The 23,441-nt window shown below is 61.5% G+C and carries 22 protein-coding genes and 1 pseudogene; 6 read left to right on the top strand and 17 right to left on the bottom strand.

Going from position 1 to position 23,441, the window contains the following annotated elements:
* Positions 1 to 9 precede the first annotated feature (9 nt).
* The 6 genes from ACA047_RS19615 to ACA047_RS19590 all read left to right on the top strand — a co-directional run bounded on the left by ACA047_RS19615 (position 10) and on the right by ACA047_RS19590 (position 6,008).
* Entirely contained in the window at positions 10 to 1,104 is a 1,095-nt protein-coding gene (locus tag ACA047_RS19615; protein WP_497352103.1) for an ABC transporter ATP-binding protein, read from the top strand.
* Positions 1,104 to 2,213 carry an ABC transporter ATP-binding protein gene (locus ACA047_RS19610; RefSeq protein WP_497352101.1) on the top strand — a complete coding sequence of 370 codons (1,110 nt, stop codon included), beginning with the start codon at positions 1,104 to 1,106 and terminating at the stop codon, positions 2,211 to 2,213. The genes ACA047_RS19615 and ACA047_RS19610 overlap by 1 nt, the downstream gene beginning before the upstream one ends.
* The gene (locus tag ACA047_RS19605) at positions 2,210 to 3,076 is read left to right on the top strand and encodes a carbohydrate ABC transporter permease (protein ID WP_497352099.1); all 867 of its coding nucleotides are present in this window, start codon (positions 2,210 to 2,212) and stop codon (positions 3,074 to 3,076) included. Before ACA047_RS19610 ends, ACA047_RS19605 begins: the two co-directional genes overlap by 4 nt.
* A 10-nt stretch (positions 3,077 to 3,086) precedes the next feature.
* Positions 3,087 to 3,887, top strand: coding sequence for a carbohydrate ABC transporter permease (locus ACA047_RS19600; RefSeq protein ID WP_497352097.1), 801 nt, complete (start codon positions 3,087 to 3,089; stop codon positions 3,885 to 3,887).
* Positions 3,888 to 3,897: 10 nt separating this feature from the next.
* Positions 3,898 to 4,170: a DUF2160 domain-containing protein gene (locus ACA047_RS19595; RefSeq protein WP_497352095.1), complete on the top strand. Its 273-nt coding sequence runs from the start codon at positions 3,898 to 3,900 to the stop codon at positions 4,168 to 4,170.
* A gap of 95 nt (positions 4,171 to 4,265) precedes the next feature.
* Positions 4,266 to 6,008, top strand: coding sequence for an ABC transporter substrate-binding protein (locus tag ACA047_RS19590; protein WP_497352093.1), 1,743 nt, complete (start codon positions 4,266 to 4,268; stop codon positions 6,006 to 6,008).
* 142 nt (positions 6,009 to 6,150) lie between these two features.
* On the opposite strand, the pseudogene ACA047_RS19585 reads toward ACA047_RS19590, so the two are convergent.
* The 17 genes and pseudogenes from ACA047_RS19585 to ACA047_RS19505 all read right to left on the bottom strand — a co-directional run.
* Positions 6,151 to 6,243: pseudogene (locus ACA047_RS19585) on the bottom strand (alpha/beta hydrolase); the annotation flags it as partial.
* A gap of 12 nt (positions 6,244 to 6,255) precedes the next feature.
* Positions 6,256 to 7,029: a carbohydrate deacetylase gene (locus ACA047_RS19580; protein ID WP_497352091.1), complete on the bottom strand. Its 774-nt coding sequence runs from the start codon at positions 7,027 to 7,029 to the stop codon at positions 6,256 to 6,258.
* A complete protein-coding gene (locus tag ACA047_RS19575) occupies positions 7,001 to 8,179 on the bottom strand; it encodes a GNAT family N-acetyltransferase (RefSeq protein WP_497352089.1) in 1,179 nt (392 codons plus the stop codon). Before ACA047_RS19575 ends, ACA047_RS19580 begins: the two co-directional genes overlap by 29 nt.
* Before the next feature lie 5 nt (positions 8,180 to 8,184).
* On the bottom strand, positions 8,185 to 8,874 hold the full coding sequence (locus tag ACA047_RS19570) for an N-acetyltransferase (RefSeq protein WP_497352087.1): 690 nt from the start codon (positions 8,872 to 8,874) through the stop codon (positions 8,185 to 8,187).
* Complete coding sequence (locus tag ACA047_RS19565) at positions 8,871 to 10,775, bottom strand: hypothetical protein (protein WP_497352085.1); 1,905 nt, start codon at positions 10,773 to 10,775, stop codon at positions 8,871 to 8,873. Before ACA047_RS19565 ends, ACA047_RS19570 begins: the two co-directional genes overlap by 4 nt.
* 173 nt (positions 10,776 to 10,948) lie before the next feature.
* Positions 10,949 to 12,253 (bottom strand): oligosaccharide flippase family protein, encoded by a 1,305-nt coding sequence (locus ACA047_RS19560; RefSeq protein ID WP_497352083.1) that lies wholly within the window; start codon positions 12,251 to 12,253, stop codon positions 10,949 to 10,951.
* Positions 12,250 to 13,254 (bottom strand): polysaccharide deacetylase family protein, encoded by a 1,005-nt coding sequence (locus ACA047_RS19555; RefSeq protein WP_497352081.1) that lies wholly within the window; start codon positions 13,252 to 13,254, stop codon positions 12,250 to 12,252. The genes ACA047_RS19560 and ACA047_RS19555 overlap by 4 nt, the downstream gene beginning before the upstream one ends.
* Before the next feature lie 12 nt (positions 13,255 to 13,266).
* A complete protein-coding gene (locus tag ACA047_RS19550; protein ID WP_497352079.1) occupies positions 13,267 to 14,403 on the bottom strand; it encodes a glycosyltransferase in 1,137 nt (378 codons plus the stop codon).
* Positions 14,396 to 15,355, bottom strand: coding sequence for a glycosyltransferase (locus ACA047_RS19545; RefSeq protein ID WP_497352077.1), 960 nt, complete (start codon positions 15,353 to 15,355; stop codon positions 14,396 to 14,398). Before ACA047_RS19545 ends, ACA047_RS19550 begins: the two co-directional genes overlap by 8 nt.
* The gene (locus ACA047_RS19540; RefSeq protein ID WP_497352075.1) at positions 15,352 to 16,722 is read right to left on the bottom strand and encodes an O-antigen ligase family protein; all 1,371 of its coding nucleotides are present in this window, start codon (positions 16,720 to 16,722) and stop codon (positions 15,352 to 15,354) included. Before ACA047_RS19540 ends, ACA047_RS19545 begins: the two co-directional genes overlap by 4 nt.
* Positions 16,719 to 17,819, bottom strand: a complete 1,101-nt coding sequence (locus tag ACA047_RS19535; RefSeq protein WP_497352073.1) for a glycosyltransferase family 4 protein — start codon at positions 17,817 to 17,819, stop codon at positions 16,719 to 16,721. Before ACA047_RS19535 ends, ACA047_RS19540 begins: the two co-directional genes overlap by 4 nt.
* Entirely contained in the window at positions 17,816 to 19,408 is a 1,593-nt protein-coding gene (locus ACA047_RS19530; protein WP_497352071.1) for a GumC family protein, read from the bottom strand. The genes ACA047_RS19535 and ACA047_RS19530 overlap by 4 nt, the downstream gene beginning before the upstream one ends.
* A gap of 11 nt (positions 19,409 to 19,419) precedes the next feature.
* On the bottom strand, positions 19,420 to 20,445 hold the full coding sequence (locus tag ACA047_RS19525; protein ID WP_497352069.1) for a polysaccharide biosynthesis/export family protein: 1,026 nt from the start codon (positions 20,443 to 20,445) through the stop codon (positions 19,420 to 19,422).
* A gap of 20 nt (positions 20,446 to 20,465) precedes the next feature.
* Positions 20,466 to 21,110 (bottom strand): CpsD/CapB family tyrosine-protein kinase, encoded by a 645-nt coding sequence (locus ACA047_RS19520; protein WP_497352067.1) that lies wholly within the window; start codon positions 21,108 to 21,110, stop codon positions 20,466 to 20,468.
* Positions 21,111 to 21,857, bottom strand: coding sequence for a sugar transferase (locus ACA047_RS19515; protein WP_497352065.1), 747 nt, complete (start codon positions 21,855 to 21,857; stop codon positions 21,111 to 21,113).
* Entirely contained in the window at positions 21,854 to 22,018 is a 165-nt protein-coding gene (locus ACA047_RS19510) for a hypothetical protein (RefSeq protein WP_497352063.1), read from the bottom strand. The genes ACA047_RS19515 and ACA047_RS19510 overlap by 4 nt, the downstream gene beginning before the upstream one ends.
* The gene (locus tag ACA047_RS19505; RefSeq protein ID WP_497352061.1) at positions 22,015 to 23,379 is read right to left on the bottom strand and encodes a UDP-glucose dehydrogenase family protein; all 1,365 of its coding nucleotides are present in this window, start codon (positions 23,377 to 23,379) and stop codon (positions 22,015 to 22,017) included. Before ACA047_RS19505 ends, ACA047_RS19510 begins: the two co-directional genes overlap by 4 nt.
* Between the last annotated feature and the right edge of the window lie 62 nt (positions 23,380 to 23,441).

Raw genomic sequence — 23,441 nt, 5'->3', positions numbered from 1 at the left:
GGCCGAGCCATGTCATTAAAGCTTGAGCACATCTGTCGCACCGTCGAAGGCCAGACCTGGGTCGACGATGCCAATCTGAGTTTCGAACCCGGATCCTTCAACGTTCTGTTGGGCCGCACGCTGTCCGGCAAGACCAGCCTCATGCGGCTGATGGCCGGACTGGACAAGCCCGATAGCGGTCGCATCCTGATGAACGGCGTCGACGTCACCCAGCGCCCGGTGCGGCTGCGCAATGTGTCGATGGTCTATCAGCAGTTCATCAACTACCCGACCATGACCGTTTTCGAAAACATCGCCTCGCCGCTGCGCCAGGCCGGTGTGTCCAACGAGGTGATCCAGAGCAAGGTGCTGGAAACCGCCAGGATGCTGCGGATCGAGAAATTCCTGCAGCGCCATCCGCTGGAGTTGTCCGGCGGCCAGCAGCAGCGCACGGCCATGGCCCGGGCGCTGGTCAAGGACGCTGAACTGATCCTGTTCGACGAGCCGCTGGTGAACCTGGACTACAAGCTGCGCGAAGAGCTTCGCCAGGAAATGCGCGAACTGTTCCAGGCGCGCCACACCATTGCCGTCTACGCCACCACCGAGCCCAACGAAGCCCTGGCCCTGGGCGGCACCACGACGATTCTGCATGAAGGTCGGGTGATCCAGAGCGGCAAATCGTCTTCGGTGTATCACCAGCCGCAAACCGTGCTGGCCGCCGAGCTGTTTTCTGAACCGCCCATCAACCTCATGCCGGGACGCATCGTCGGCAATGAAGTCAGCTTCGCCAATTTCGTGCACTTCCCGCTGAACGTCGACCTGCGTCCAGTGGGCGAGGGCGAGTTCCGCTTCGGTGTGCGCCCCAGCCATATCTCCCTGGTGCCGAGCAACGACGACGACCTGGAACTGGCGGTGACCGTCGAGGTGGCGGAGATCAGCGGCTCGGAAACTTTCCTGCATGTGCGCAACGAGCATTTCCTGCTGGTGCTGCATTTGCCTGGCGTGCACGAGTACGACGTGGACGCGCCGATCCGCATCTACATTCCGACCCATAAACTGTTTGTCTTCGATGCTCAAGGCAAGCTGGTCCAGGCCCCGAGCCTGCGTATTGCGAGGGTTGCCTGATGGCTGAAATTCGTTTGCAGAACCTCGCCCACAGCTACACCAGCACCCCGGCGGGCCCAGAGGATTACGCAATCCGCGAGATGAACCACATCTGGGAGCAGGGCGGCGCCTATGCATTGCTCGGGCCCTCGGGTTGCGGGAAATCCACCTTGCTCAACATTATTTCCGGACTGCTCAGCCCCTCCGAAGGGCAGGTGATGTTCGACAGCAAAGTCGTCAACGACCTGACCCCGGAGCATCGCAACATTGCCCAGGTGTTTCAGTTCCCGGTGGTGTACGACACCATGACGGTGTTTGACAACCTGGCTTTCCCGCTGCGCAACCAGGGCATGGCCGAGGCGAAAATTCGCACCAAGGTGCAGGAAATCGCCGAAGTCCTGGACTTGCAGAGCCTGCTGGACAGAAAGGCCCGCAACCTCACCGCCGATGAAAAACAGAAAGTCTCCATGGGCCGTGGGTTGGTGCGCGACGATGTGTCGGCGATCCTGTTCGATGAACCGCTGACGGTGATCGACCCGCACCTGAAATGGAAACTGCGGCGCAAGCTCAAGCAGATCCACGAGCAGTTCAACATCACCATGGTCTACGTCACCCATGACCAGTTGGAGGCGTCCACCTTCGCCGACAAGATCGCGGTGATGTATGGCGGCCAGATCGTGCAATTCGGCACGCCCCGGGACTTGTTCGAGCGCCCGAGCCACACCTTTGTCGGCTATTTCATTGGCAGCCCGGGGATGAACCTGATCGAGGTCACGGCGCAACCCGGTGGCGTCGGTTTCGGATCGACCCATTTGCCCCTGTCCTCGACCTTGCAACAGCGCATCGTCGAGGCTCAAGGCAAGAGCCTGAAGGTCGGTATTCGTCCGGAGTTCGTTCACGTCTGGGACGGGCCTTACGACGACGCGATGCGAGCCGACGTCGTACATGTCGAAGACCTGGGCACCTACAAGATCCTGACCCTCAAGCTCGATGGTGCGCCGATCAAGGTGCGTCTGGCCGAAGACAAACCGGTGCCGGAAGGCACGGCATACATCAGTTTCCCGGCCCAATGGCTGATGGTTTATGCCGACGAATACTTGCTGGAACCGTTGAACGAGGTGCAGCCATGAACAAGGTGCAGAACAACAAGGCCTGGTGGCTGGTGTTACCGGTGTTTTTGCTGGTGGCCTTCAGTGCGGTGATCCCGATGATGACCGTGGTCAACTATTCGGTGCAGGACATCTTCGACCAGTCCAGCCGCTACTTCGTCGGCGCCGACTGGTACAGGCAAGTGCTGCTGGATCCACGGCTGCACGACTCGCTGTTGCGCCAGTTCATCTACTCGGCGTGCGTGCTGCTGATCGAAATCCCCCTGGGCATCGCCATCGCCCTGACCATGCCGACCAAGGGCAAATGGTCGTCCCTGGTGCTGATCATCCTGGCGATTCCATTGCTGATTCCATGGAACGTGGTGGGCACTATCTGGCAGATTTTCGGCCGCGCCGACATCGGTCTGATGGGCTCGACGCTCAACGCCATGGGCATCAACTATAACTATGCGGCCAACACCATGGACGCCTGGGTCACGGTGCTGGTGATGGACGTCTGGCACTGGACTTCGTTGGTCGCGCTGCTGTGCTACTCGGGGCTGCGGGCGATTCCGGATGTGTATTACCAGGCCGCGCGGATTGACCGGGCTTCCAGCTGGGCGGTGTTCCGGCACATCCAATTGCCGAAGATGAAGAGCGTGCTGCTGATTGCCGTGATGCTGCGCTTCATGGACAGTTTCATGATCTACACCGAGCCGTTCGTGCTCACGGGCGGCGGGCCGGGTAACGCCACCACGTTCCTGAGCCAGACCCTGACGCAGATGGCCATCGGCCAATTCGACCTGGGCCCGGCGGCAGCGTTTTCCCTGGTGTACTTCCTGATCATTCTGTTGGTGTCGTGGCTGTTCTACACCGCCATGACTCACTCCGACGCCAACCGTTGAGGCCCGCACGATGAGCAAGAAAAAGCTGATTCCGTTGCTGATCTACATTCTGTTCCTGCTGGTGCCCATTTACTGGCTGCTGAACATGTCGTTCAAGAGCAACACCGAGATCCTCGGCAGCCTGACCCTGTGGCCCCAGGATTTCACTTTCCATAACTACAAGGTGATCTTCACCGACCCGAGCTGGTACACCGGTTATCTGAACTCGCTGTACTACGTAAGCCTGAACACGGTGATTTCCCTGAGCGTGGCACTGCCGGCGGCCTATGCGTTTTCCCGCTATCGGTTCCTGGGAGACAAGCACCTGTTCTTCTGGTTGCTCACCAACCGCATGGCGCCACCTGCGGTGTTCCTGTTGCCGTTTTTCCAGCTGTATTCGTCCATCGGGTTGTTCGACACCCACATCGCCGTGGCCCTGGCCCATTGCCTGTTCAACGTACCGTTGGCGGTGTGGATCCTCGAAGGCTTCATGTCCGGGGTGCCGAAAGAAATTGACGAGACTGCCTACATTGACGGCTACAGTTTTCCCAAGTTTTTCGTGAAGATTTTTATCCCATTGATCGGCTCCGGCATCGGTGTCACGGCGTTTTTCTGCTTCATGTTTTCCTGGGTCGAACTGTTGCTGGCCCGGACGTTGACCTCGGTGAATGCCAAGCCGATCGCGGCGGTCATGACCCGTACCGTGTCGGCATCCGGTATCGATTGGGGCGTGCTGGCGGCAGCGGGGGTGTTGACCATCCTGCCGGGCATGCTGGTGATCTGGTTCGTTCGCAACCACGTGGCCAAGGGCTTTGCCCTGGGCCGGGTCTGAGGAGTCGATGATGGAATGGATGAACTGGACCGCCCCCACGGCGGCCTTCTTTGGGGGCATCGCCTTGCTGTTGGCAGGCATGACCACGTGGGAACTGCGTTCGCCGAGCATCCCTCGGCGCGGTTTCTTGCCGATTGTCACCACCCGTGGCGATCGGTTGTTTATCGGTCTTCTCGGTAGCGCCTACTTGCATCTGCTGGTAATCGGCGTGACCGACTGGAGCATCTGGATAGCGTTCGCGTTGTCTTTGGTGTGGCTGTTGGCAGTGATGCGGTGGGGCTAAGTGGCCTGTGTGGCTAATTCGTGCACTCAAATTAACCGTACAGGCCACGTCGAAGGTTCGACGATCAGGCTCTTAAACCCAAACAGGAGGTCTCTATGTTCGATAAAAACAATAAGCTGCGACATAGCGTTTCATTGGCAGCGATGCTGGCACTCAGCGGGCTGAGTGCTGCGGCCTGGGCCGACGCCTATGAAGACGCGGCTAAAAAATGGATCGGCAGTGAATTCAAGCCGTCGACCCTGACAGCTGAGCAGCAGCTCGAAGAACTGAAGTGGTTCATCAAGGCGTCCGAGCCGTTTCGCGGTATGAAAATCAACGTGGTGTCGGAAACCCTCACCACTCACGAATACGAGTCCAAGGTGTTGGCCAAGGCCTTCGCCGAAATCACCGGGATCCAGCTGACCCACGACCTGCTTCAGGAAGGCGACGTGGTGGAGAAGCTGCAGACCCAGATGCAGTCGGACAAGAACATCTACGACGGCTGGGTCAACGACTCGGACCTGATCGGTACACATTTTCGCTACGGCAAGACTGAATCGATCACCGACCTGATGGCCAACGAAGGCAAGGCCTACACTTCGCCGACCCTGGACATCAAGGACTTCATCGGCATCTCCTTCACCACTGCGCCGGACGGCAAGATCTATCAACTGCCTGACCAGCAGTTCGCCAACCTGTATTGGTTCCGCGCCGACTGGTTCGAGCGTCCGGACCTGAAGGCCAAGTTCAAGGAAAAATACGGCTACGAGCTGGGTGTCCCGGTGAACTGGTCGGCCTATGAAGACATCGCCAAGTTCTTCTCCGAAGACGTCAAGGAAATCGACGGCAAGCGTATCTACGGCCACATGGACTACGGCAAGAAAGATCCATCCCTGGGCTGGCGCTTCACCGATGCCTGGTTCTCCATGGCCGGTGGCGGCGACAAGGGCTTGCCCAACGGCTTGCCGGTGGACGAGTGGGGCATTCGCGTCGAAGACTGCCACCCGGTCGGCTCCAGCGTGACCCGCGGCGGCGATACCAACGGCCCTGCGGCCGTGTTCGCAACCACCAAATACGTGGAATGGATGAAGAAGTATGCGCCACCGGAAGCGGCGGGCATGACCTTCTCTGAATCCGGCCCGGTGCCGTCCCAGGGCAACATCGCCCAGCAGATTTTCTGGTACACCGCCTTCACCGCCGACATGACCAAACCGGGCCTGCCCGTGGTGAACGCCGATGGCACGCCGAAATGGCGCATGGCGCCTTCGCCACGCGGTCCGTATTGGGAAGAGGGCATGAAGCTGGGGTATCAGGACGTGGGTTCCTGGACGTTCATGAAGTCCACGCCTGAGAAACAGAAACTCGCGGCTTGGCTTTATGCGCAGTTCGTGACCTCGAAAACCGTGTCGCTGAAGAAAACCATCGTCGGTCTGACGCCGATTCGTGAGTCGGACATCAACTCCCAGGCCTTGACCGACCTGGCGCCGAAACTCGGTGGCCTGGTGGAGTTCTACCGCAGCCCGGCCCGTGTGCAATGGACCCCGACCGGGACCAACGTGCCGGACTATCCGCGTCTCGCGCAGCTGTGGTGGAGCCACATCGCCGAAGCCGCCAGTGGCGAGAAGACTCCGCAACAGGCGCTCGACGGCCTGGCCAAGGATCAGGACGCGATCATGACCCGCCTGGAACGCTCCAAGGCCCAGGCCACCTGCGCCCCGAAAATGAACCCCGAGCGCGACGCGCAATACTGGTTCGACCAACCGGGCGCACCGAAACCGAAACTGGCGAACGAGAAGCCTAAAGGCGAAACGGTGAACTACAACGAACTGCTGAAATCGTGGGCGGCGGCACGCAAGTAAACGCCCGAACGACGAAACGCGAACGGCACCGAAAGGTGCCGTTTTTTTGCCTGCACTGTGGCAAGGAATTGGAGTTGAACACCCCGAAAAACTGTGGGAGCGAGCCTGCTCGCGATGACGGCAGCACATTCAAGACCGATGCAAGCTGACCCACCGCTATCAACTGGCCGATCAAATTCCAGCGAACTTCATGCAAGTAGAGAATCGTCGGTGCATTTTTGCGTTCGGCCGGCCACTGCAAATCCTCTTATTCGGCCAACACCAGCCCCGCGTTGCTATACGCCACCTTCGGCACGCCCGCCAGGCGCTTGTGCAGCACTTGGGTGAGTGAGGTCCCTGAGGCCAGGCTGAGATCGCCAAAATCCCCGTCCAGTTGCGATGGATGAGTAATCACTTCAAGCGAGCCGTGTTCCGGTGGTGCGGCGTGCTGCAGGTCGGCGGGTGTGCAGACGTAATCGGCTGTCGAACCACACAGATGGCGCAGGCGACGGTTGAGCAGAGTCTTGAAGAGGCGCTTGGGCATGGTCAGGTTGGCCCCCAGGTTACGCGCCAGTCGTAAGGGCACGCGGTGCCGGGCGGCGAAGCGGGCCACCAGTTCGCCGATGGGCCAGATGTTGTGCACGTGTTGATGGGAGTCGAGATGGCTGGGGCGCAGGCCGTGGTCCAGGCAGCGTTGCCATTGGGCTTGGATTTCGTTTTGCAGGGCCGTCAGGTCCTTTGCGCCGAGGCGTAAACAGTAACGCGACACGTTGAGGTCGAACTCGCCGTTGGCATTGCAAAACGCCGGTCGTGATGCGATCGCTTGGCTCAGTGGTGCGCCGTAGGTGAGGTTCAAATGCAGGCCGACGCGCCCATTGAGCAGCGGCTGCCGGGCCAGCTCACAGGCTTGCTCAAAAGCCGGCATGTTGGCCATGACCGTGGCAGAACTGATCACGCCTGCCTCGAAGGCCCGCAGGATCACTGCATTTTCGCTGAGGTTGAGCCCGAAATCGTCAGCGTTGACTATCACTTGGCGAGGCATACACGTTCTCCGGGCTCTCGAGGATAGAGGATGAAACCGTTGTCGCGGTTGGTTCGCTTGGACGCTTGCCACGCCATGGCTTGAGGCTTTTCCATAGCCGCAAGGCGAACCCCAGCGCCAGGCCACTGGGCTGCCACGAATAAAAACTCCAGCGCCAGTGCTCCAGTTGTCCGGTCATGCGTTCATGTAACTGGTGGCTGGAATTCTCCAGGCTGACCCGCGACGCATCAACCCAATGCCAGTTGTGGTCCAGCCCCCAGCGAATCCATTCTTCGAGCAGTACTCGGCCGCTGCCCAGGTCGGCATGCTGCGGCAGGAACGCCAGGTTGTAGTCGTACAGCCGTCCCTGGTCCAGCAGGCCCAGGCGGTAGCTGATGCAGTGTCCTTCCAGCTCCATCATCACCACCCGCACCAGGCCTTTGTCGGCGAGGGCGGTGAAGGCGTGGTTCATCCATTGCCGACGCCTGGGATCGGCGAAGATGCCGACGCCTTCTTCACCTTTCCAGCTGGCGGCCTCGACTTCGGCAAGGGTTCGCAACAGCGGCCCCATGCTGATGCCATCTGGCGTCACCCGGCGGATCTGGGCACCGCATGCGGTGATCCGTTTGCGTGCCCGACGCAGCTTGTAGCGCGGCGCGCCGGAGATTTCCTGACGGTCACTGTCGCTGATCAAATGCACTGGCACCCGGCAACTGAGCCGCCGTTCCCCAGTGGAACTCAACGCCATCCAGGCGCTGAGAGCGCTTTGCTCACCGACCGGTTCGGACACTTCATTCAATTGAAGCAACGCGTGGGGCAGGTGCTGACGGATCTGCATCAGCGCCTGGCGCATGTCGTCGGCGTCCAGTCGCACCAGCAATGCGATGCGGTCGGCCATTGGATAGCCCAAATGACGTAACACCCGAAACCGCAGCCCTCCGATACGTTCACGACCCGATACCAACGGCAGGCACAGGCGCAGCGTCTGGTCTTGCCAGCCGAGCAACACATGCAGTTGCTGATCGGGCAGCAGCGCAAACTCCGCCGCTTGCAGCCAGGCCAGGGTGTTGAACGGCGTTGTATCGGCCACTTGGGTTCGCAGCTGCTCATAAGCCGTTATCGGAAACTGCGCCGCGCTCAAGGAACGGTGCCACTGGAATCGGATCGCCATCGGCATCAGTCCGTCGTAGCTGTTGCAGCCGGCGGTGCCGGTTTGCGAAAGATGTCCAGTATCGAGCCGGTGTAGAGGGTGTTGCGGAAAAAGCGCCAGCGGCCAAACAGGCAATACACATGGGTGATCTGGCCACGCTCCAGATAGTCCATGCGCAGGTGCATCTTGACCGCTGCAATGTTCTGTCGATCGCAGACATCGACTACTTTATTGCAGCCCTTGTCCGCCATGATTTTCCATAGGTCCAGTTGCATGATCTCCGACATCCGGGTGCCCCAGTAGGCATGCATCACTTCACCGCCGAACTCGAAAAATTCCCCCGGCTTGATCGCAAACCGACAGCGGTAGAAATGGCGGTCGAAATAATCGCGGGTGCTACCCAAGATAAAGACCACGGTATCGCCCTTGTCGTCCAGGTACATGATCCCGGTGTGGCCTTCGGCAGCCAGTTCGCGCATGGTTTCGACGCGGTCGCCAAAGTGGGTGGCGAAGGCATCGGCGTTGTGAGTGGTGATGAATTCGCGGCGCAACGGTGAGTGGGGTTTGAAGTCGTGCGGTCGCAGCGGGCTGACCAGATCGCGCTCGAACCACACCAATTGTGAGTGGGAAAATACGAAGCGGTTGAACAACTGTTTGAGGACGGTGCGCAAGCCTTTCTTCTGAATGCGATCAAGCAGTTTTTGTAGAAGGTTCATGGCGCTACTTCCTGACGGGCGGTTTGGGGGAAAAGAAGGGGCCATGACGTACTCCAACTCAGGGCAAACAGGGTTTCCCCTGGCAGGAAAAAACGGATCTGTCCGTCTTTGCAGATGAACGGAGCGCTACGGCTGTGGTTGTCCGGGCCGAAATACACCAGGTCGACCGGTTCCTGCGGGCAGAGCGCGCCGTCGAGGCTGACCTCTTGCGTACGAGTGCCTTTGTTCACGCCCAGCAGGCTACGTCGTGTGCCAGTGGCCATGGCCAATACGTCGACTTCGAAGGCATCGTTATCCAGGCGCAGTACCTGGTCGAGCCAGTGCTGCTGGATGAATTGCTGGGCCAGGCCCACCGGTTTGAGTTCGAAGCGCTCGTTTGCCAGGACGCGAATCATGCCCTTGGGGTAGTCCGTTTCGTCGGCGGCCATGAACCAGTTGAGCATGTCCAGCAGGCCGTCGGCAGAGGCATTGATCACCACGGACGTCCACCACAGGGCTGCGTAGTGGGTTTCTTGGTCGTAGGGGCTCAAGCTTGAGCCGCTGGACATGTTGGTCTGGTCCAGCAGCAAGGCCTTGCGCGGCCGGCCCTTGTTATCCAGGCCCACCAGGCCGGCGGCCCGGCGCACGCTGGAACGGTAGGTTCGGGTGGCCAGCAGGTCGCGGACCATCCATTCATGCCAGGCCAGGGCGTCGATCTGGTTGCCGGATTTGGCCAGCAAGCGCCGCGCCCAGTCGATGCCGCGCCTGTTGGCGGCGTGTTCGGCAAAGGGGCCATTCATGAATCGGGAACTGGCCGGTATGACGATGCGAACCCCTGCGCGGGCGTTGGCGGGGTTGGCGCGGACCTGGCCGACCATGCTGTCGAACAGTTGCTGGTAGCTGGCGAAGTCGGCGTAGTTGAGATTCGGCTCATCGGCGAAACTGAGGTAGTGGATACCTCTGCCGCCCAGCGCGCGAGTCGACGCGAGCCAGGCCTGCAAACCTTTATTGCTAATCCGGTCGGCCCGCAGGTCGGCCTTGCGTTGGCTGCCGGCCAGCAGGGTGATGTCCCGGGTGATGCCGAAACGGTCCTGATACAGACGCCGGAAATGATCTTCGTAGTTTGGCCTGTCGGCGGTGATATCGACCACGCTGTAATAAACAGCCGCCTGGGGTTTAAGGGCATCGAGTGCGGCGTAGCTCGACGGCGGAGGCATCTCGTAGGGAAGGGCGATTCCCAGCTTTGGTGTCGGTCCGAGAACATTGCTGTAGAGAGTCAGATGGGTCTGCCCCGGGTTCTGGCGCAGCGGTTGCAGTTGCGCCGGGTCCTGGGCGAACAGGTTGGCGGTGCCGTCCAGCCAGAAAGCAGCCTTGCCATTGCCCTGTAAGTGGAGGCGCCAGATTTGCTCGACGTTGGCGACGGGCAGTGCCACTTGATCGAACTGCCAATAGGCAGGATACGGCTTGAGGTCCAGTTGCAACTGTTTGCCGTCTGCCACGCGTTGGGCTTGCAGGCCTTGCACACCGCCGTGGAACTTGCCCGCCAGCACTGCCCGCTCGCCCGCCGCGATCTTGAAATACAGCGCATCGCCGTCACGGGCTTCGACACTGAAGTGCACCTTGGCCGGAGCGAACAGGGCCAGGGTGTGCGCATCGTGCTCGACGGTGTAGCGGCGGAAACTGTAGCCGGGAATTTCCAACCGATAGCTGGCGGCCCCTGGTAGCAACGGCCACTGCTGTTCGCCACTTTCCTGGGACGCCTTGATCAAGCGCTCACCCGCCAGGCGCCCTTGGCCGTCCAGCAGGTACAGGTGTTCTGCGTTGGCGTCGGCCTGCCAGACCGGCACCCAGCGCACGGTCACGCGGTCGGGGCGGTCGGTCTGCAGGTACAGACTGCCGTCGCGAATGCCCGCCCATTCCATGGATGCGCCATGGGCCGAAGAAGCCAGGCCCCAAAGGCACAGGCATGCGCCCAATGTCCACCACTGCCTGCCCTTCTGTGTCCAGGTCGATCTCATCGAGAGCAGGCTCGCTCCCGCAGGGTCAGGTGATTTCCTTGTGCTGGCGATGGCGGGTTGACGAGTGATATAGGCATTCATGTGGATTTCCCCTGCAGAATTTTGCGCATTGGCAACAGGTCGCTGGGCAGGATGATCAGCGTCTTCCACAGCGCCACGCCACTGAGGTGGCAATACATCGCCAGCATCGCCAGGGTCACCCCTAGATAGGCGATCGAAGAGGCGGCGGCGGCTCCGACGATGCCGTAGCGTGGAATCAGGATCAGGTTCAATGCCAGGTTCACTAACGCGCCCCAACCCATCAGCAACGAAACACTGCCGGGCCGGTTTTTACCCAGCAGATCCAAGCGCAGGATGCTCGCGTAGCACAGCCCGAACAGCCCCGGCAGCAGCGCCAGCAAGGCGGGATAAGCCGGTTGGTAGGCGACGCCGAACAGCGTGACGATCAGCCATTCACCAATCAGTGCCATGCTCAGGCAGGCGGCGAGCATCACCGTGGCGGTCAGGCGCAGGGCCATGGGGGTCAGGCGCTTCATTTCGGTTTCTTGTTGCAACAGGCGTTTCATCAGCGGCGTGGTGACGGCTTCTGGCACGATCAACAGCAGTTCGGCGGCGGCGCTGGCCATGGCGTAGTGACCCAACGCGGTGCTGCCCAGCAGGGCGCCGATGAACAGGTAGTCTGAGCGCAGCATCACTTGCTGGAACAGCAGGTCCGGATGGCTGCGGGCACCGTAGCGCAGCAGTTCGCGCTGGCTGGAGCGATCCCATTGCAGGGTCACCTCCTGATTGCGTCGCAGCCAGACCCAACCGGCCAGCACCACCAGGCTCAGGCCCGCCAACCAACTGATCAGCGCTGCTTCCAGGGCTTCGTCTTTCCACATCCAGAACAACGCCAGGAACAGCACCAGCGGCGCCAGGGACTCCATCAGCCGCAAGGCATTGAAGGCCACCACGCCGCCGGAAGCATTATGCAGCGTCAGCAGGCCGCTCTTGAGCACGGCCAACGGTACGGCCAGCAATAGCAGCCAAGCCAACAACCCCAACTGTGTGGTGATGTCCAGTTCACCGCCGAACTCGCGCACCAGCGCCACCAGCAGCACCGTCAGTAAACCGGCCAACAGGCAACCGAATACCAGCACTTGGCTGAGCAGCAGCCCCATCGAGCGCTGCTGCGCTGCCTGATAACCCACGGCGGCATTCAGGCCGCCGCTGGTGCCGGCGCTGATCAGGTCAGGCAGGGCGCTCAGCAATGCAAACAGCCCGCGTTCGCTGGGCCCCAGAATCCGTGCCAGCAACACGTTGCGCAGCAGGCGCACGCCGATCATCGCCAGGCGCGTGCCCACGCTCAGCACCAGGTGTTTGAGGTACTGGCCGCGGCTCATGGGCGTGCTCCTCGGCGAATGCGCCAGGCCAGCAACTCTGGGTAATGGGCGCTGCGTTGACTGACGCCGAAGCGCGGCAGGTTCAACGGATCGCCGTCGTTGCGATACAGCCCGGTCTCGGCGCCCAGGGCAAAGGGAAAGCCGTGGGCCGCCACCTGCTGGCGAACCCGGGCGTCGTGATTGCCGTTGGGGTAGCAATACACCGGCAGCGGTTGCGCGCAGCCGTTTTCCAGGGCCGCGCGGCTGCGGGTCAGTTCTTCGTGCAGGTGCTGGTCGTCCAGCCCGGTGAGAATGGCGTGGCTGGCGCCGTGAGGGCCGAAGCGGATCAGTCCGGAATCTTCCAGCATGCGTACCTGAGACCAGTCCAGCGCTTGAGGTTGGGCGGCAGCCGGGCAGACTTTGGTGAGGTCGTTCAAGACCTGCGGTTCGAGGGTCTTGAGGCTTTGCAGGTAGTGCACCAGCGACAGGCTGCGACGATGGACATCCAGGTCGTCGAGCATCACCGGTAACGGCCTGCCGATGTGTTGCAAGTGCTCGATCAGCGTATACCGCGCCGCTTTGCCGTGGCTGCCCCAGAGGGTCTCGCCGATGCTTTCCCACCAGAAGTGCTGGCGGCTGCCGATGAAATCGGTGGACAAAAAAATACTCGCCGGCACCTGGTATTGGCGCAGCAAGGGAAAGGCGTTCATGGCGTTGTCGCGCCAGCCATCGTCGAAGGTCAGGGCTACCCGTGGGCGGTCCGGAACGCTTTCGGGATCGGCCAGCAGCAGGGTCATCAGGGGCACGCATTCGAAATGCCGCAGCAGCCAGATCAGCAAGTGCTCGAAGGCTTCGGGGCCCACGCACAATTCGTTGCGATGGGGCAGTTCGGCGGCGCGATCGTTGCTCAGGACCCGGTGCAACATCAGGATCACACCGCTGCCACGTAACGGGTTGCGGCCCAGGGGGGTGTTCAGGTACAGCCAGCCGCCGGTGCGCTTGAAGACGTGTTTGATTGACATCGGCCATCCTCCTTAACGGTTCTGCTCGGGGTTCCATTGGCTGTAACGCTGGCCCCGCAGGAACTGCCACAGCCCGATGCTCATGCCCGCCAGCGTGACCAGGACGAACGCGGCCAGGCGAAAGGGCTTGGGCAAACGGTGACCCACGTCCATCAGCCCGGCCAGCGCCATGGCGTAACCGAGCAGTTGCGCCACCAGGCTCAGGCGATAGAACCCATGGGCGTTCCACAGCCATGCATTGCTGAGCAACAGCGGCAGCAGCAACACCGGCGTCAGGCGGCGAATCAGTTTGTGGCTGATCAGCCCGATGGCGTAGAGCCCGTAATGCAGGGGATTGAGCAGTTCCCGGCGCTGGGCCAGGCTTTGCAGCCCACCGACGGTGACCCGCTGGCGCCGGCGAAACTGCTTGTCGGCCTCGTCCACACCCTGGTCGGTCACCCGGGCCCGTGGCGCATAGACGATGGACTTGCCCGCCGCCGGCGCGCAGGTGCTGAGGAAAAAATCGTCGTTGACCTGCGCCGGTATTGGCTCAAACAACGCCCGGCGCAGGGCCAGCAGGGCGCCGTCGGCAGAGACCAGGCAATCGGTACGGCTCTCCACCCCACGCAGCCAACCTTCGTAATGCCGATACAGGCTGTCGCCCAGGCTCAGGCCCTTGCCCGGCACAGGGATTTCCATGTGCCCGGCACAGGCGCCGACTTCCGGATCGCCCAACGGCGCGAGCAAATGGCCGAGGGTATCGGCGGCCCATTGGTTGTCGGCGTCGGTGAACACCAGGATTTCGCCGCGGCTGTGGGTCACCGCTGTATTGAGGGTGGCAGCCTTGCCTTGGCGTGGCAGGTCGAGCACGGTGATGCGCGGATCGATCACCTTGCGCGCGCAGGCCACCGTGTCGTCACTGGAACCGTCGCTGGCAAGAATGATCTGCAGCGAGCGCGCCGGATAATCCTGGGCCAGCAAGGTGTGCAGTTTCGCTTCGATGTGCCGCGCCTCGTTGTGCGCGGCGATGACAATGCTGATGTCCATCGGCAACGCCACGCCGTAGCGCCGGACCGGAAACAGCGGCATCAGCAGGCTTAACATCAGGGGATAACCGAGGTAGGCATACACCGGCAGCAACAGGCACAACCAGTAGATGAGTTTAGCCACGGGCAGGTCTCCTGATGTTCCAATGACAAAAGTTGAGAAGCAAAGCCGCGCCGGTCAGGTGCAGTCGTATTCCATGCAAGGCCCACAATTGCAGCGTCAGGCGCGGGTCACGCCGACTTTGGCGCGAGCTGAGGAGGAGGGGCGGCAACGAGGTGATCAGCAACAGCATCAGGCCAGGGCGCGGGTGGCCCTGAAGCAGGGCGAGCAGTGCAAGAAGATCCAGCCCCCAGGTGCCGATGGACAGCGCCGGAAAACGCAGCAGGCGCAGGCTCGGGCCGTGGCTGCGCAGCAATTGCAGATGGCTGCCCTGGCGCCACAATTCCTTGCTTATCCACTCGCGCCAACTGCCTTCATAGCCCCAGTGCAGGGCCACGCTTTCATTGACCAACAGCAATTGCGCACCGGCCTTGCACAGGCGCAGGGAGAGATCTTTGTCTTCGCCGGTGCGCAGGGTTTCGTCGAAGCCGCCGACCCGTTCAAACCACGAACGATGCATTAACAGATTGGCGCTGGGCAGCCACTGCACTCGGTGCAAGCGGTGGGAACCCGGACGCTGGCTACGCCGCTGCCAGGCTTCGGCGAACCACGGTGCCTGCTTGGGGGTGTCCAGGTCCAAGGCCAGCACATCGCCCTGGTGGCCCTCCAGTTCCAACAACAGCTTGAGCCAGTTGGCGGGCATTTCTATGTCGGCGTCGATGAACGTCAGCCATTCACCGCTGGCGCTGGCTGCACCGCGGTTGCGCAGGGCGCCGATGTGCACGCCGGGCACGATCAGCACCCGAGCTCCCAGTTCGCTGGCGATTCGCGGGCCATGGTCGTCGGACCCGTTGTCCACCACGATCAACTCGCATTCCAGTTGCGCCTGGCGGGCGGCTTCTTGCGCCGCCAGCAGCGTACGGCCGATGTGCCGGGCCTCGTTGTACATTGGGATCACAATGCTGACGCGGCTCATGGGCGGGGCCCCCGTGGCTCGGTCTGTTCGGCTTCGTTGCGTAACACGCTGGTGAGGGCGAGCGTGATCCACAGCAACTTATGGTTCTGGGCGCTGAGGAACATCAAGAACAGCGTCAGCGACAGGAAACTCACGCCCAGGTGCGTCATCAGGTCCGCCTGCACCCAGTCCCGGCGCTGCAGCCAAAGCCGGCGAGCGCGTAGCAGGTTGTACAGGCCCAGGCCAAGCATGCCGACGAACATCAGCCCGCCCGGGATGCCGATTTCACTGAAGATTTCCAGGTAGGTGTTATGGGCCTGGCGATACAGATTCTCCGGCTTGCCATTGACCGAGAACGTCTTGGCGTAGCCGGTGGGTGCGTAGTGCTGGGGAAAAGTCCCCGGGCCCGTGCCGAGCACCGGGTTTTCGCGGATCATCTGGCTGCCGACCACGATGTACGAGGCGCGGCGGCCCAACGACTCATCCTTGCGGGCAGTGGCGCCGGCACTGAGGAAACTCAACGATTCGATGTGCGCCACATAGCTGGCCGGCATTACCGCGATCACCAGGGGAATCGCGATCGTCAGCCCAAGCATGGCAAAGCCCAGATGCCGTGGTCGGATACGTGGCAGTTGTGCGCGATAGTGATAGAGGCCGATCAGCAGGCTGAGCAACAGCACCACCAGCCCGGAACGCGAGTCGGTCTTGATCATGCCGCTGAGTAACAGAATTAAACATCCGCCCCAGAACAACCGGTGCAACAGGTTCCGGCTGCGCACCACTAGCAGCAGCGCCAGCGGCACGGTAAAGGCAATCAGCAGGGCAAAGGTGTTCGGGTCTTCCAGCAGGCCGGACGCACGGCCCTGTTCCTGGTATTTGGTCGAAAACATCGCTAGCAAACAGGTGGTGGTAACGCTCAACGTCAGTAGACGACAGAACATATCCAGATTCAGTTCGCGACCGACCAGCAGGGTGATCACGAACAGAATCAGCCCCACCCCTAATTCGCGAAATTGAGTCAAGGACTCGCCCATGTCCTCCGACAGCAACAAGCTCAGGCCATACAGCGTCATGAAGCCGATCAGCGGGCGCCAGATATTGCTGCGCAAGCGCGCCCCGGGAATCTGGTGCAAGGACAACTGCAGCATCAGGATCAGCACCATTGCCAGGCCGAAGAACTTGTTGGCGGAAAAGGCGCTGCCCGTGAACAGACCTTCGAATGGCACCATCGCAGCGATGCCCAGCAAGCCCCAGCCGGGCTTGCGATACAACACGGCGACGCCCACCAGGCCCAGCACCGCCCCCGGCGCCAGGTACGGATAAGGGCTGGCCAGCAACATCAGGCAGACCAGGCCCAGCAGACTGACAATCGAGAGCGGGACAATCATGAGTGAGCCTCCCGTGCCGTGCGGATGTAGAGCTGCGACCAGCGTTCGGCCAGCGCTCGAAGGTCGTAGCGGTCCCGTTGGGTGCGGCGAGCGTTGTCAGCCAGGATTCGCGCCAGGGCCGGTTCGCTGAACAGCGTTTCGATCTGCGCAGCCAGTCCGGTGCTGTCGGCCGGTGCCGCGAGCAGGCCGTTGTGGCGGTCCTGCAGTACATCGGGAATGCCGCCGACGCTGAACGCCACCACCGGCACACCGGCTTGCATGGCCTCGAGCAGAATCATTGGCGTGCCTTCGGTACGTGAGCTGATCACCAGTGCATCAAGACTGCGCCACCAGGCGTTCATGTCGGTCTGATAACCGGGCAGTACGATGCGCCGTTGCAGTCCGGTTTCGACAATGCGCTTGAGCAGGGCCTGGCGTTCCGGGCCGTCGCCGAGCATCACCGCGTGCAGCGATGAATGTCGCTGGCACAGGGGAATCATGGCGTCGAGGAACAGATCCGGACCTTTTTCACTGCTCAAACGGCCGACGTAGCCGACCCGCCAGCGCTGCCCGTCGTCGCGATGGACCAGCGGTGCCGTGGGCGTCGGCAGGCCGTTGGGGATCACATCGAGTTTTTCCGCCCGTACACTGGCCTGGCGGTGCAGCGCGGCGATGCTTTCGGCCACGCAGACCACCCGCTTGACCGATGCGGTGCGGCACAGTTGCAGGCTCAGCCACGTGTAGAAACGCTGCTTGGGGCTGCGCGGCGTAAAGCCGTGTTGGGTAATGACCAGTGGCAGGCGCAGCAGCGTGGCAGCGGCCCAGCCGAACAACAGGCCTTTGAAGTTGTGGGTGTTGATCAGTGGCCGCTGGTCCCGTCGTCGGCGCAAGTGCCGCAACAGTTCGGCCCAACTGTCGCAGTGGTGGCAATCGACCCCGGCCTGGCGAAAGCGCGTGATCAAGTCCGGCGGCGCCGCCAGGAACAGCACCAGGTGCTGCCCCGGCGTGGCCTGGCAATGATCGAGCAACATCCGCTCGGCCCCATAGAAACCGCCGCTGTCGAGCAAATGAATGATCGACGGGACGCTGCTGTGGGGCGGGCCGAAGGGGGCGTTCAATTGCGCACCCAATGGACAAGACTGGGCAGGCTCCAGTTGCGGTGTGGGTTGGTTTGGTCGGGGGACTGTTCGTTGATCACCAACAGCACCGGTACATCCAGTTGCTGGCCAATCTGCGCCGGATGTTTGAAGCGATGGTCAAAGAACTCACGCACGTAGACCAGGGCGATCGCCAGCAGCAAACCGCTGAACAGGCCGAACGCAATGATCAGCATCGGCTTGGGAAATGCCGGGGCGGTCGGTTCGAACGGCGGGCTCAAGATCCGGGCGTTGGACAGATCGTTGTCCAGCGAACGGGCGGTGCTGGCTTCGGCGAACCGTTGAGCGTAGGTGGAGAACGCTGCATGCAGGGCGTCGATCTCGGTGTCCATCTGCCGCAGTTTGCTCTGGGTTTCCTGCAACTGATGGATGCGTTCCTTGAATGCCGCGATGCGCTCGGTCTTCTGATCGATCACCGAGCTGACCACTGCCAGGTCATTGCTGCGTTCCTGGATCCGGTTGCCCACTACTTTCAGGAACTGTTGGCGGGTCCGGCCAATTTGTTCCCGGGCCAGGAGCATCGGTTCGCTGCCGGGCTGGAAGATCGCCAGGTCATTTATGTAGTGGCTGACCTGGCCGGTCAGTTGCTCACCCAGTTGTTTGATTTCCCGGTCTTCGAAGGCAATGTTGTCCACGGTGGTGGTGAAGGTGAAAGGGAAGGTGTAGTCGGCGCCCCGAGAGCTGTTCGCCGCCGCCAGGCTGGTCTTGAGGTAATCGAGCCAGCGCTGGCTTTGCAGCAGGCGATCCTGGTACTGGTTCAGGGCCTGCTCTTCGGTGTTGATGGCATTGAGGCGGAAGGTGATTTCTTCTTTGGGGTCAGACGAGCTGGCGCCTTCAAGCAATGCCAGGCGCGAGCTTTCCAGGCCGTCGAGGCGCGTCTGGTATTGGGTTTTCTTCTGTTCGTAGAAGGCCTGCGGTAGATCAATCGATTGCAGGTTCTGGCGGCCAGTGAGGTAGTTCTGCAGCAGTTGCGCCACGAAGCGGGTGCCCTGGGCCGGGTCGCCGAAGCTATAGACGATGGAAATGACGTTGGAGCCGGGCAGGGTCTCGATCTTCAGGTTCTGGATGGCTTCTTCGGTCAGTGTGTCGAGCGTCGTGTCGCGCACCGGATCGACCTCCAGTCCCAGGCTATCGCGCAGCGGGTTGACGACATATTTGCGCAGCGGCGTGGTGATGTAGCGACTGAGCGGATCGCCCACCCATTTGTCGAAGATACCGGGGCTGGGGGTGTATTCGTCCTCCTCGCGCAGGGCGCTGATGGTCTGCCGGACCAGTGCCGGCGAGCGCAGGATATTGGTCTCGGTTTCCATGTCCGCCAGCGACGGTGGAATGAAGGTGGCATTTTCCTGGTTCAGCGACGTGGTGGCGTCGCCCTGGGAGAGTTTTTTCGACTGCACGATGACCTGGGCGGTGATATCGAAGCTCTGCTTGAGCATCAACGGCAACACCAGGGCGATCACGGCGAAGATCAGGAAGATGCGCTTCACCCATTGCTTATTGGCGAAGAAAATCCTGAAGAACTCATGCAGATAGTTTTCCTTGGGGTTCATGATCCGTCTCCTCAGTTGTTGTCGCCGCCTTTGTTGTCGACGCGGTAGCTGAAGCTGAGCCCCATGCCCTGGAACAGCACCACGTCGGCCAGTTGCCGGGCCAGTTCTCCGGCGCTGGCAAGTTTTGTTTTGGGCACGTAGAGCATGTCGTCCGGTTGCAGGTAGGCGATTTGTGTCGCGTCACCGCCCAGCGCTTTCTCCACGTCATAGTTGCGCGCTTCAACCTGATTGCCGTTGCGGCGCATGATCACCACCGAGTCGAGCCGCGCCTTGATGTTCGAACCACGGGCCATGGTCAGTGCTTCAAGGACCGAGACCGGTCGCCGGATCGGATAGGAGCCGGGTTGGGCGACTTCGCCGAGTACAAAAATTTCGTTGCCGGCGGTGGACTTGAGCAGCACGTCGACGGTCATGTGCCCCGGCAGTTGGGCGTAGCGCTCATTGAGGAAGGTTTCCAACTGATTGACGGTCATGCCTTGCAGCGGCACGGAGCCGATTTCGGGAAAGCTCGCATAACCGTCGTTGCCCACGATGATCTCCCGGCCCATGCCGGTAGCCGGATGGGTCAAGGTGTTCTTGAGGTTCGTCTCGTAGGTCAGCGGGCTGGTCACCAGCACCGTCAGTTGGTTGCGATTGGGCTGAAACAGCATTTTCTGATCATAGGCACGCTGCACCGCCAGGCGGGCTTCGTCAGTGGTCAGCCCGGCGACCTTTACCGAGGTGTTGGCTCCCGGCAGTTCGATGGTGCCGTCGGGCAGCACCAGTTGCGTGCCGTTGAGCTGGCTGGCGGCGGTGAAGTTCAGGGCAACCTGGTCGCCCTGCTGCACGCGATAGGCCTGGGAGCCGCTGGTACTGATGTGAAAGATCACATCCAGCACGTCCTGGGGCCGCAGGGTCTGTTCGACCCGTGGCATGTCGGTGGCCTGGGCGTTGGCCGATGCGGCCGTGAGGATCTGCACCGGCATCGAGCGGGTGTCGGTGTTGCTGGAGCAACCGGCAAGCGGCAGCAACAGCAGGACAAGCAATCTGGCGTTCATCTCGTCATCCTTTTGCAGGCTTACAGGTTGTTGTAGAGCCACTTGGGCATGTAGTACTTGCGGCGGTTGAACACGCTGCCCACCACTTTTGCTCCGGCCTGGGACAGGCGCTGACGGGCGGCCTGGGCCACTTCCCAGCGGGTGTCCTCGCCGCAGACCACCAGCACCACGCCGTCCGCCTGAGTACTCATGACCAGGGTGTCGGAGGCCGAATACACCGCGTCGGCGTCGATCACCACAAAGCGGTACTGCGCCGCCAATTGCTTGAACAATGGGCGCATTCGCTCGGGGCTCAGGCGTTCGGCATTGCGGCCCAGGCGGCCATGGGGCAGCACGTCGAAGGGCAGGCTGGAGCTCTGCACCAGGCAATCCTGCAGCAAGGGTGGCGTGACGCTGTTGAACAGCAGATCGCTGAAACCGCGTTCCTTGTGCAGCGACAGTTGCTGGCTGAGGTTGTGGGGTGATTGGCTGGCGTCCACCAGCAGCACCCGGCCACTGCTCATTTGCGCCAGTTGGCTGGCCAGTGCCATGGCGCTGGTGCTGGTTCCGGTGCCGGTGTTGGCGGCCGTCAGAAGAAGGATCCGCAAAGAAGGGTCGAGCACGGTCGAGGTCAGGTTGGTCTCGCTCGGGCTTGCGATGGTCAGGATATTCGTTGAACCGTCCATTTAACTCGCTCCGTGGCCGCTGAACACTTTGAAAGGGGTAATCATCAGGATCTTCAAATCCAGCAACAGGCTTTGTTGGGCGATGTAGCTGAGGTCCAGTTGCACGCGCTGGTCGAAGTCGATATTGCTGCGTCCCGAGATCTGCCACAGGCCCGTCAGGCCGGGGTAGATGCTCAGGCGTACAAGGTGGTTGTCCTTGTAGCGATAAGCGTTGAACGAGGTCGGTCGCGGGCCCACCAGGCGCATGTCGCCGATGACCACGTTGATCAGGTTCGGCAGTTCGTCGAGGCTGCTGCGGCGCAGGAACCGGCCGATGGGGGTAATGCGCGGGTCGTTGTCGATCTTGAAATCGATGGCATCGACGCCGTGCTTGTTGAGATGGCGCAGCGACTCCTTGAGGGCCTCGGCGTCGGCAACCATGGTGCGGAACTTGTACATGCCGAAGACGCGGCCGCGGTAACCGGTGCGCTTCTGCACGAACAGCACCGGGCCGGGGCTGGAGAATTTGACCAGCAGTGCCAGACCCAGCAGCAGCGGGCAGAGCAGCAGCAGAGTCGCCAGTGCGCCGAGGCAGGCCACCACCCGGTTGGTGCGCGAGACGGTCCAGGGGCGACCGCCGTCGCGACCGGTTAACCAGCCACGGCCTTGGCGGTGGATGGCCGCGTCCAGGCGTCGGCGATGCTCGGGATCGACACGTTTGTCGCGTCCGAAGACGTTGATCGGAATGTCTTGCTCATGGCGGGTCATAGACTCCTCCGCTGAAGTTCAGCCGCAAGCGGCGCGTGGGCGTTAGGCAGTGAGTAGTAATCGAGGAACCAGTCGATGAAGCAGCCCAGGCCGTGGTGCGGCAACCGCAGCACGCAATGGGCACCGATGAAACCGGTCGCGCCGGTCACCCGGATAGTCACGCCTGGGGCCCTGGCACAGGGGGGGCTGGCATGGTGTGCGGCAGGCCGATGCCGCGATACAACAGCCCGGCGGCAGCCACGTGTTCGGGGTTGTACAAGTTGCGGCCATCGATGATGACCCGGGCGCGCAATTTGTTGGCCAGTAGGTCCAAGTCCACCACGCGAAAGTTTTTCCACTCAGTGCAGATCACCAGGGCATCGGCGTCTTCCAGGGTGTCATCGCGGGTCGCGCACAGGTTCAGGTCTTTGCGATAGCCGTAGAGGCGCCGGCATTCGGACATGGCTTCCGGGTCGTAGGCCTGCACCCGGGCACCTTCACGCCACAGCGCTTCCATCAGGTAACGGCTGGGGGCTTCGCGCATGTCGTCGGTGTTGGGTTTGAAGGCCAGGCCCCAGATGGCAATCGACTTGCCGGCCAGACCGTCAGGGAACTGCTGCGTCAGTTTCTCGAACAGGATGTGCCGCTGGCTGTCGTTGATGTCGGTGACGCTGCGCAACAGGCGCAGCGGCATGCCGTTTTCTTCGGCGGTGTGCAGCAAGGCGCGCAAGTCCTTGGGAAAGCACGAACCGCCGAAGCCGCAGCCGGGGTAGATGAAGTGATAACCGATGCGCGGGTCCGAGCCGATGCCCTTGCGCACCGCTTCGATGTCAGCGCCCAGCCTTTCAGTGAGGTTGGCCAGTTCGTTCATGAAACTGATGCGAGTGGCAAGCATGGCATTGGCGGCGTACTTGGTCAGTTCCGCGCTGCGGTTGTCCATGAACATCAGCTTTTCGTGGTTGCGGCAGAAGGGGGCGTAGAGCTCGCTCATCTGATCGCGGGCCAGCGGGTCAGCGGTGCCGACGATGATTCGGTCCGGGCGCATGCAGTCGGCCAGGGCGCTGCCTTCCTTGAGAAACTCGGGGTTGGACACCACGCGCACGGTGAGTTTTTTCAGCCCCCGGCGCTCAAGGACCTGGCGAGCGCATTCGGCCACTTTGTCGGCCGTGCCCACCGGCACCGTGGACTTGATGATCAGGGTGCGGTCGCTGTCCATGTAATCGGCGATTTGTCGGGTAACCGCCAGCACATGGCTCAGGTCTGCCGAGCCGTCTTCATCGGCGGGGGTGCCGACGGCGACGAAAATCAGTTCCCCATGGTTAACCGCATCGCTGGCCTGGGAGCTGAACAACAATCGCCCGGCCTTGATGTTGTCTTCGAGTAACCCAGACAGCCCCGGCTCGCTGATGGTCGGTACCGCTTGCTGCAGTTGCCGGATCTTGTTCGGGTCGATGTCGATGCACAAAACGCGATGGCCGACATCAGCCAACGCGGCGGCCTGAATCAGACCTACATACCCTGTACCAAATACGCTCACGTCCATTTTCGGCGCGCCTCGTAAACCGATTGATGTAACTCGGGTGAAACTGTTCAGAGGGGTATAGC

The sequence above is a fragment of the Pseudomonas sp. LBUM1664 genome, from assembly GCF_059695895.1.
Note: the sequence above shows the minus strand (reverse complement) of the source record. Positions and strands in the feature narration are given on the sequence as shown.

Bases quoted from the DNA above. Each gene is read 5' to 3' on its own strand.
- ACA047_RS19530 (WP_497352071.1), bottom strand. From the start codon at position 19,408: ATGAACCCCAAGGAAAACTATCTGCATGAGTTCTTCAGGATTTTCTTC.
- ACA047_RS19575 (WP_497352089.1), bottom strand. From the start codon at position 8,179: ATGGCGATCCGATTCCAGTGGCACCGTTCCTTGAGCGCGGCGCAGTTT.
- ACA047_RS19515 (WP_497352065.1), bottom strand. From the start codon at position 21,857: ATGACCCGCCATGAGCAAGACATTCCGATCAACGTCTTCGGACGCGAC.
- ACA047_RS19615 (WP_497352103.1), top strand. From the start codon at position 10: ATGTCATTAAAGCTTGAGCACATCTGTCGCACCGTCGAAGGCCAGACC.
- ACA047_RS19595 (WP_497352095.1), top strand. From the start codon at position 3,898: ATGGAATGGATGAACTGGACCGCCCCCACGGCGGCCTTCTTTGGGGGC.
- ACA047_RS19610 (WP_497352101.1), top strand. From the start codon at position 1,104: ATGGCTGAAATTCGTTTGCAGAACCTCGCCCACAGCTACACCAGCACC.
- ACA047_RS19525 (WP_497352069.1), bottom strand. From the start codon at position 20,445: ATGAACGCCAGATTGCTTGTCCTGCTGTTGCTGCCGCTTGCCGGTTGC.
- ACA047_RS19580 (WP_497352091.1), bottom strand. From the start codon at position 7,029: ATGCCTCGCCAAGTGATAGTCAACGCTGACGATTTCGGGCTCAACCTC.
- ACA047_RS19520 (WP_497352067.1), bottom strand. From the start codon at position 21,110: ATGGACGGTTCAACGAATATCCTGACCATCGCAAGCCCGAGCGAGACC.
- ACA047_RS19505 (WP_497352061.1), bottom strand. From the start codon at position 23,379: ATGGACGTGAGCGTATTTGGTACAGGGTATGTAGGTCTGATTCAGGCC.
- ACA047_RS19540 (WP_497352075.1), bottom strand. From the start codon at position 16,722: ATGATTGTCCCGCTCTCGATTGTCAGTCTGCTGGGCCTGGTCTGCCTG.
- ACA047_RS19590 (WP_497352093.1), top strand. From the start codon at position 4,266: ATGTTCGATAAAAACAATAAGCTGCGACATAGCGTTTCATTGGCAGCG.
- ACA047_RS19555 (WP_497352081.1), bottom strand. From the start codon at position 13,254: ATGTCAATCAAACACGTCTTCAAGCGCACCGGCGGCTGGCTGTACCTG.
- ACA047_RS19560 (WP_497352083.1), bottom strand. From the start codon at position 12,253: ATGAGCCGCGGCCAGTACCTCAAACACCTGGTGCTGAGCGTGGGCACG.
- ACA047_RS19605 (WP_497352099.1), top strand. From the start codon at position 2,210: ATGAACAAGGTGCAGAACAACAAGGCCTGGTGGCTGGTGTTACCGGTG.
- ACA047_RS19600 (WP_497352097.1), top strand. From the start codon at position 3,087: ATGAGCAAGAAAAAGCTGATTCCGTTGCTGATCTACATTCTGTTCCTG.
- ACA047_RS19545 (WP_497352077.1), bottom strand. From the start codon at position 15,355: ATGAGCCGCGTCAGCATTGTGATCCCAATGTACAACGAGGCCCGGCAC.
- ACA047_RS19565 (WP_497352085.1), bottom strand. From the start codon at position 10,775: ATGGAATGGGCGGGCATTCGCGACGGCAGTCTGTACCTGCAGACCGAC.
- ACA047_RS19570 (WP_497352087.1), bottom strand. From the start codon at position 8,874: ATGAACCTTCTACAAAAACTGCTTGATCGCATTCAGAAGAAAGGCTTG.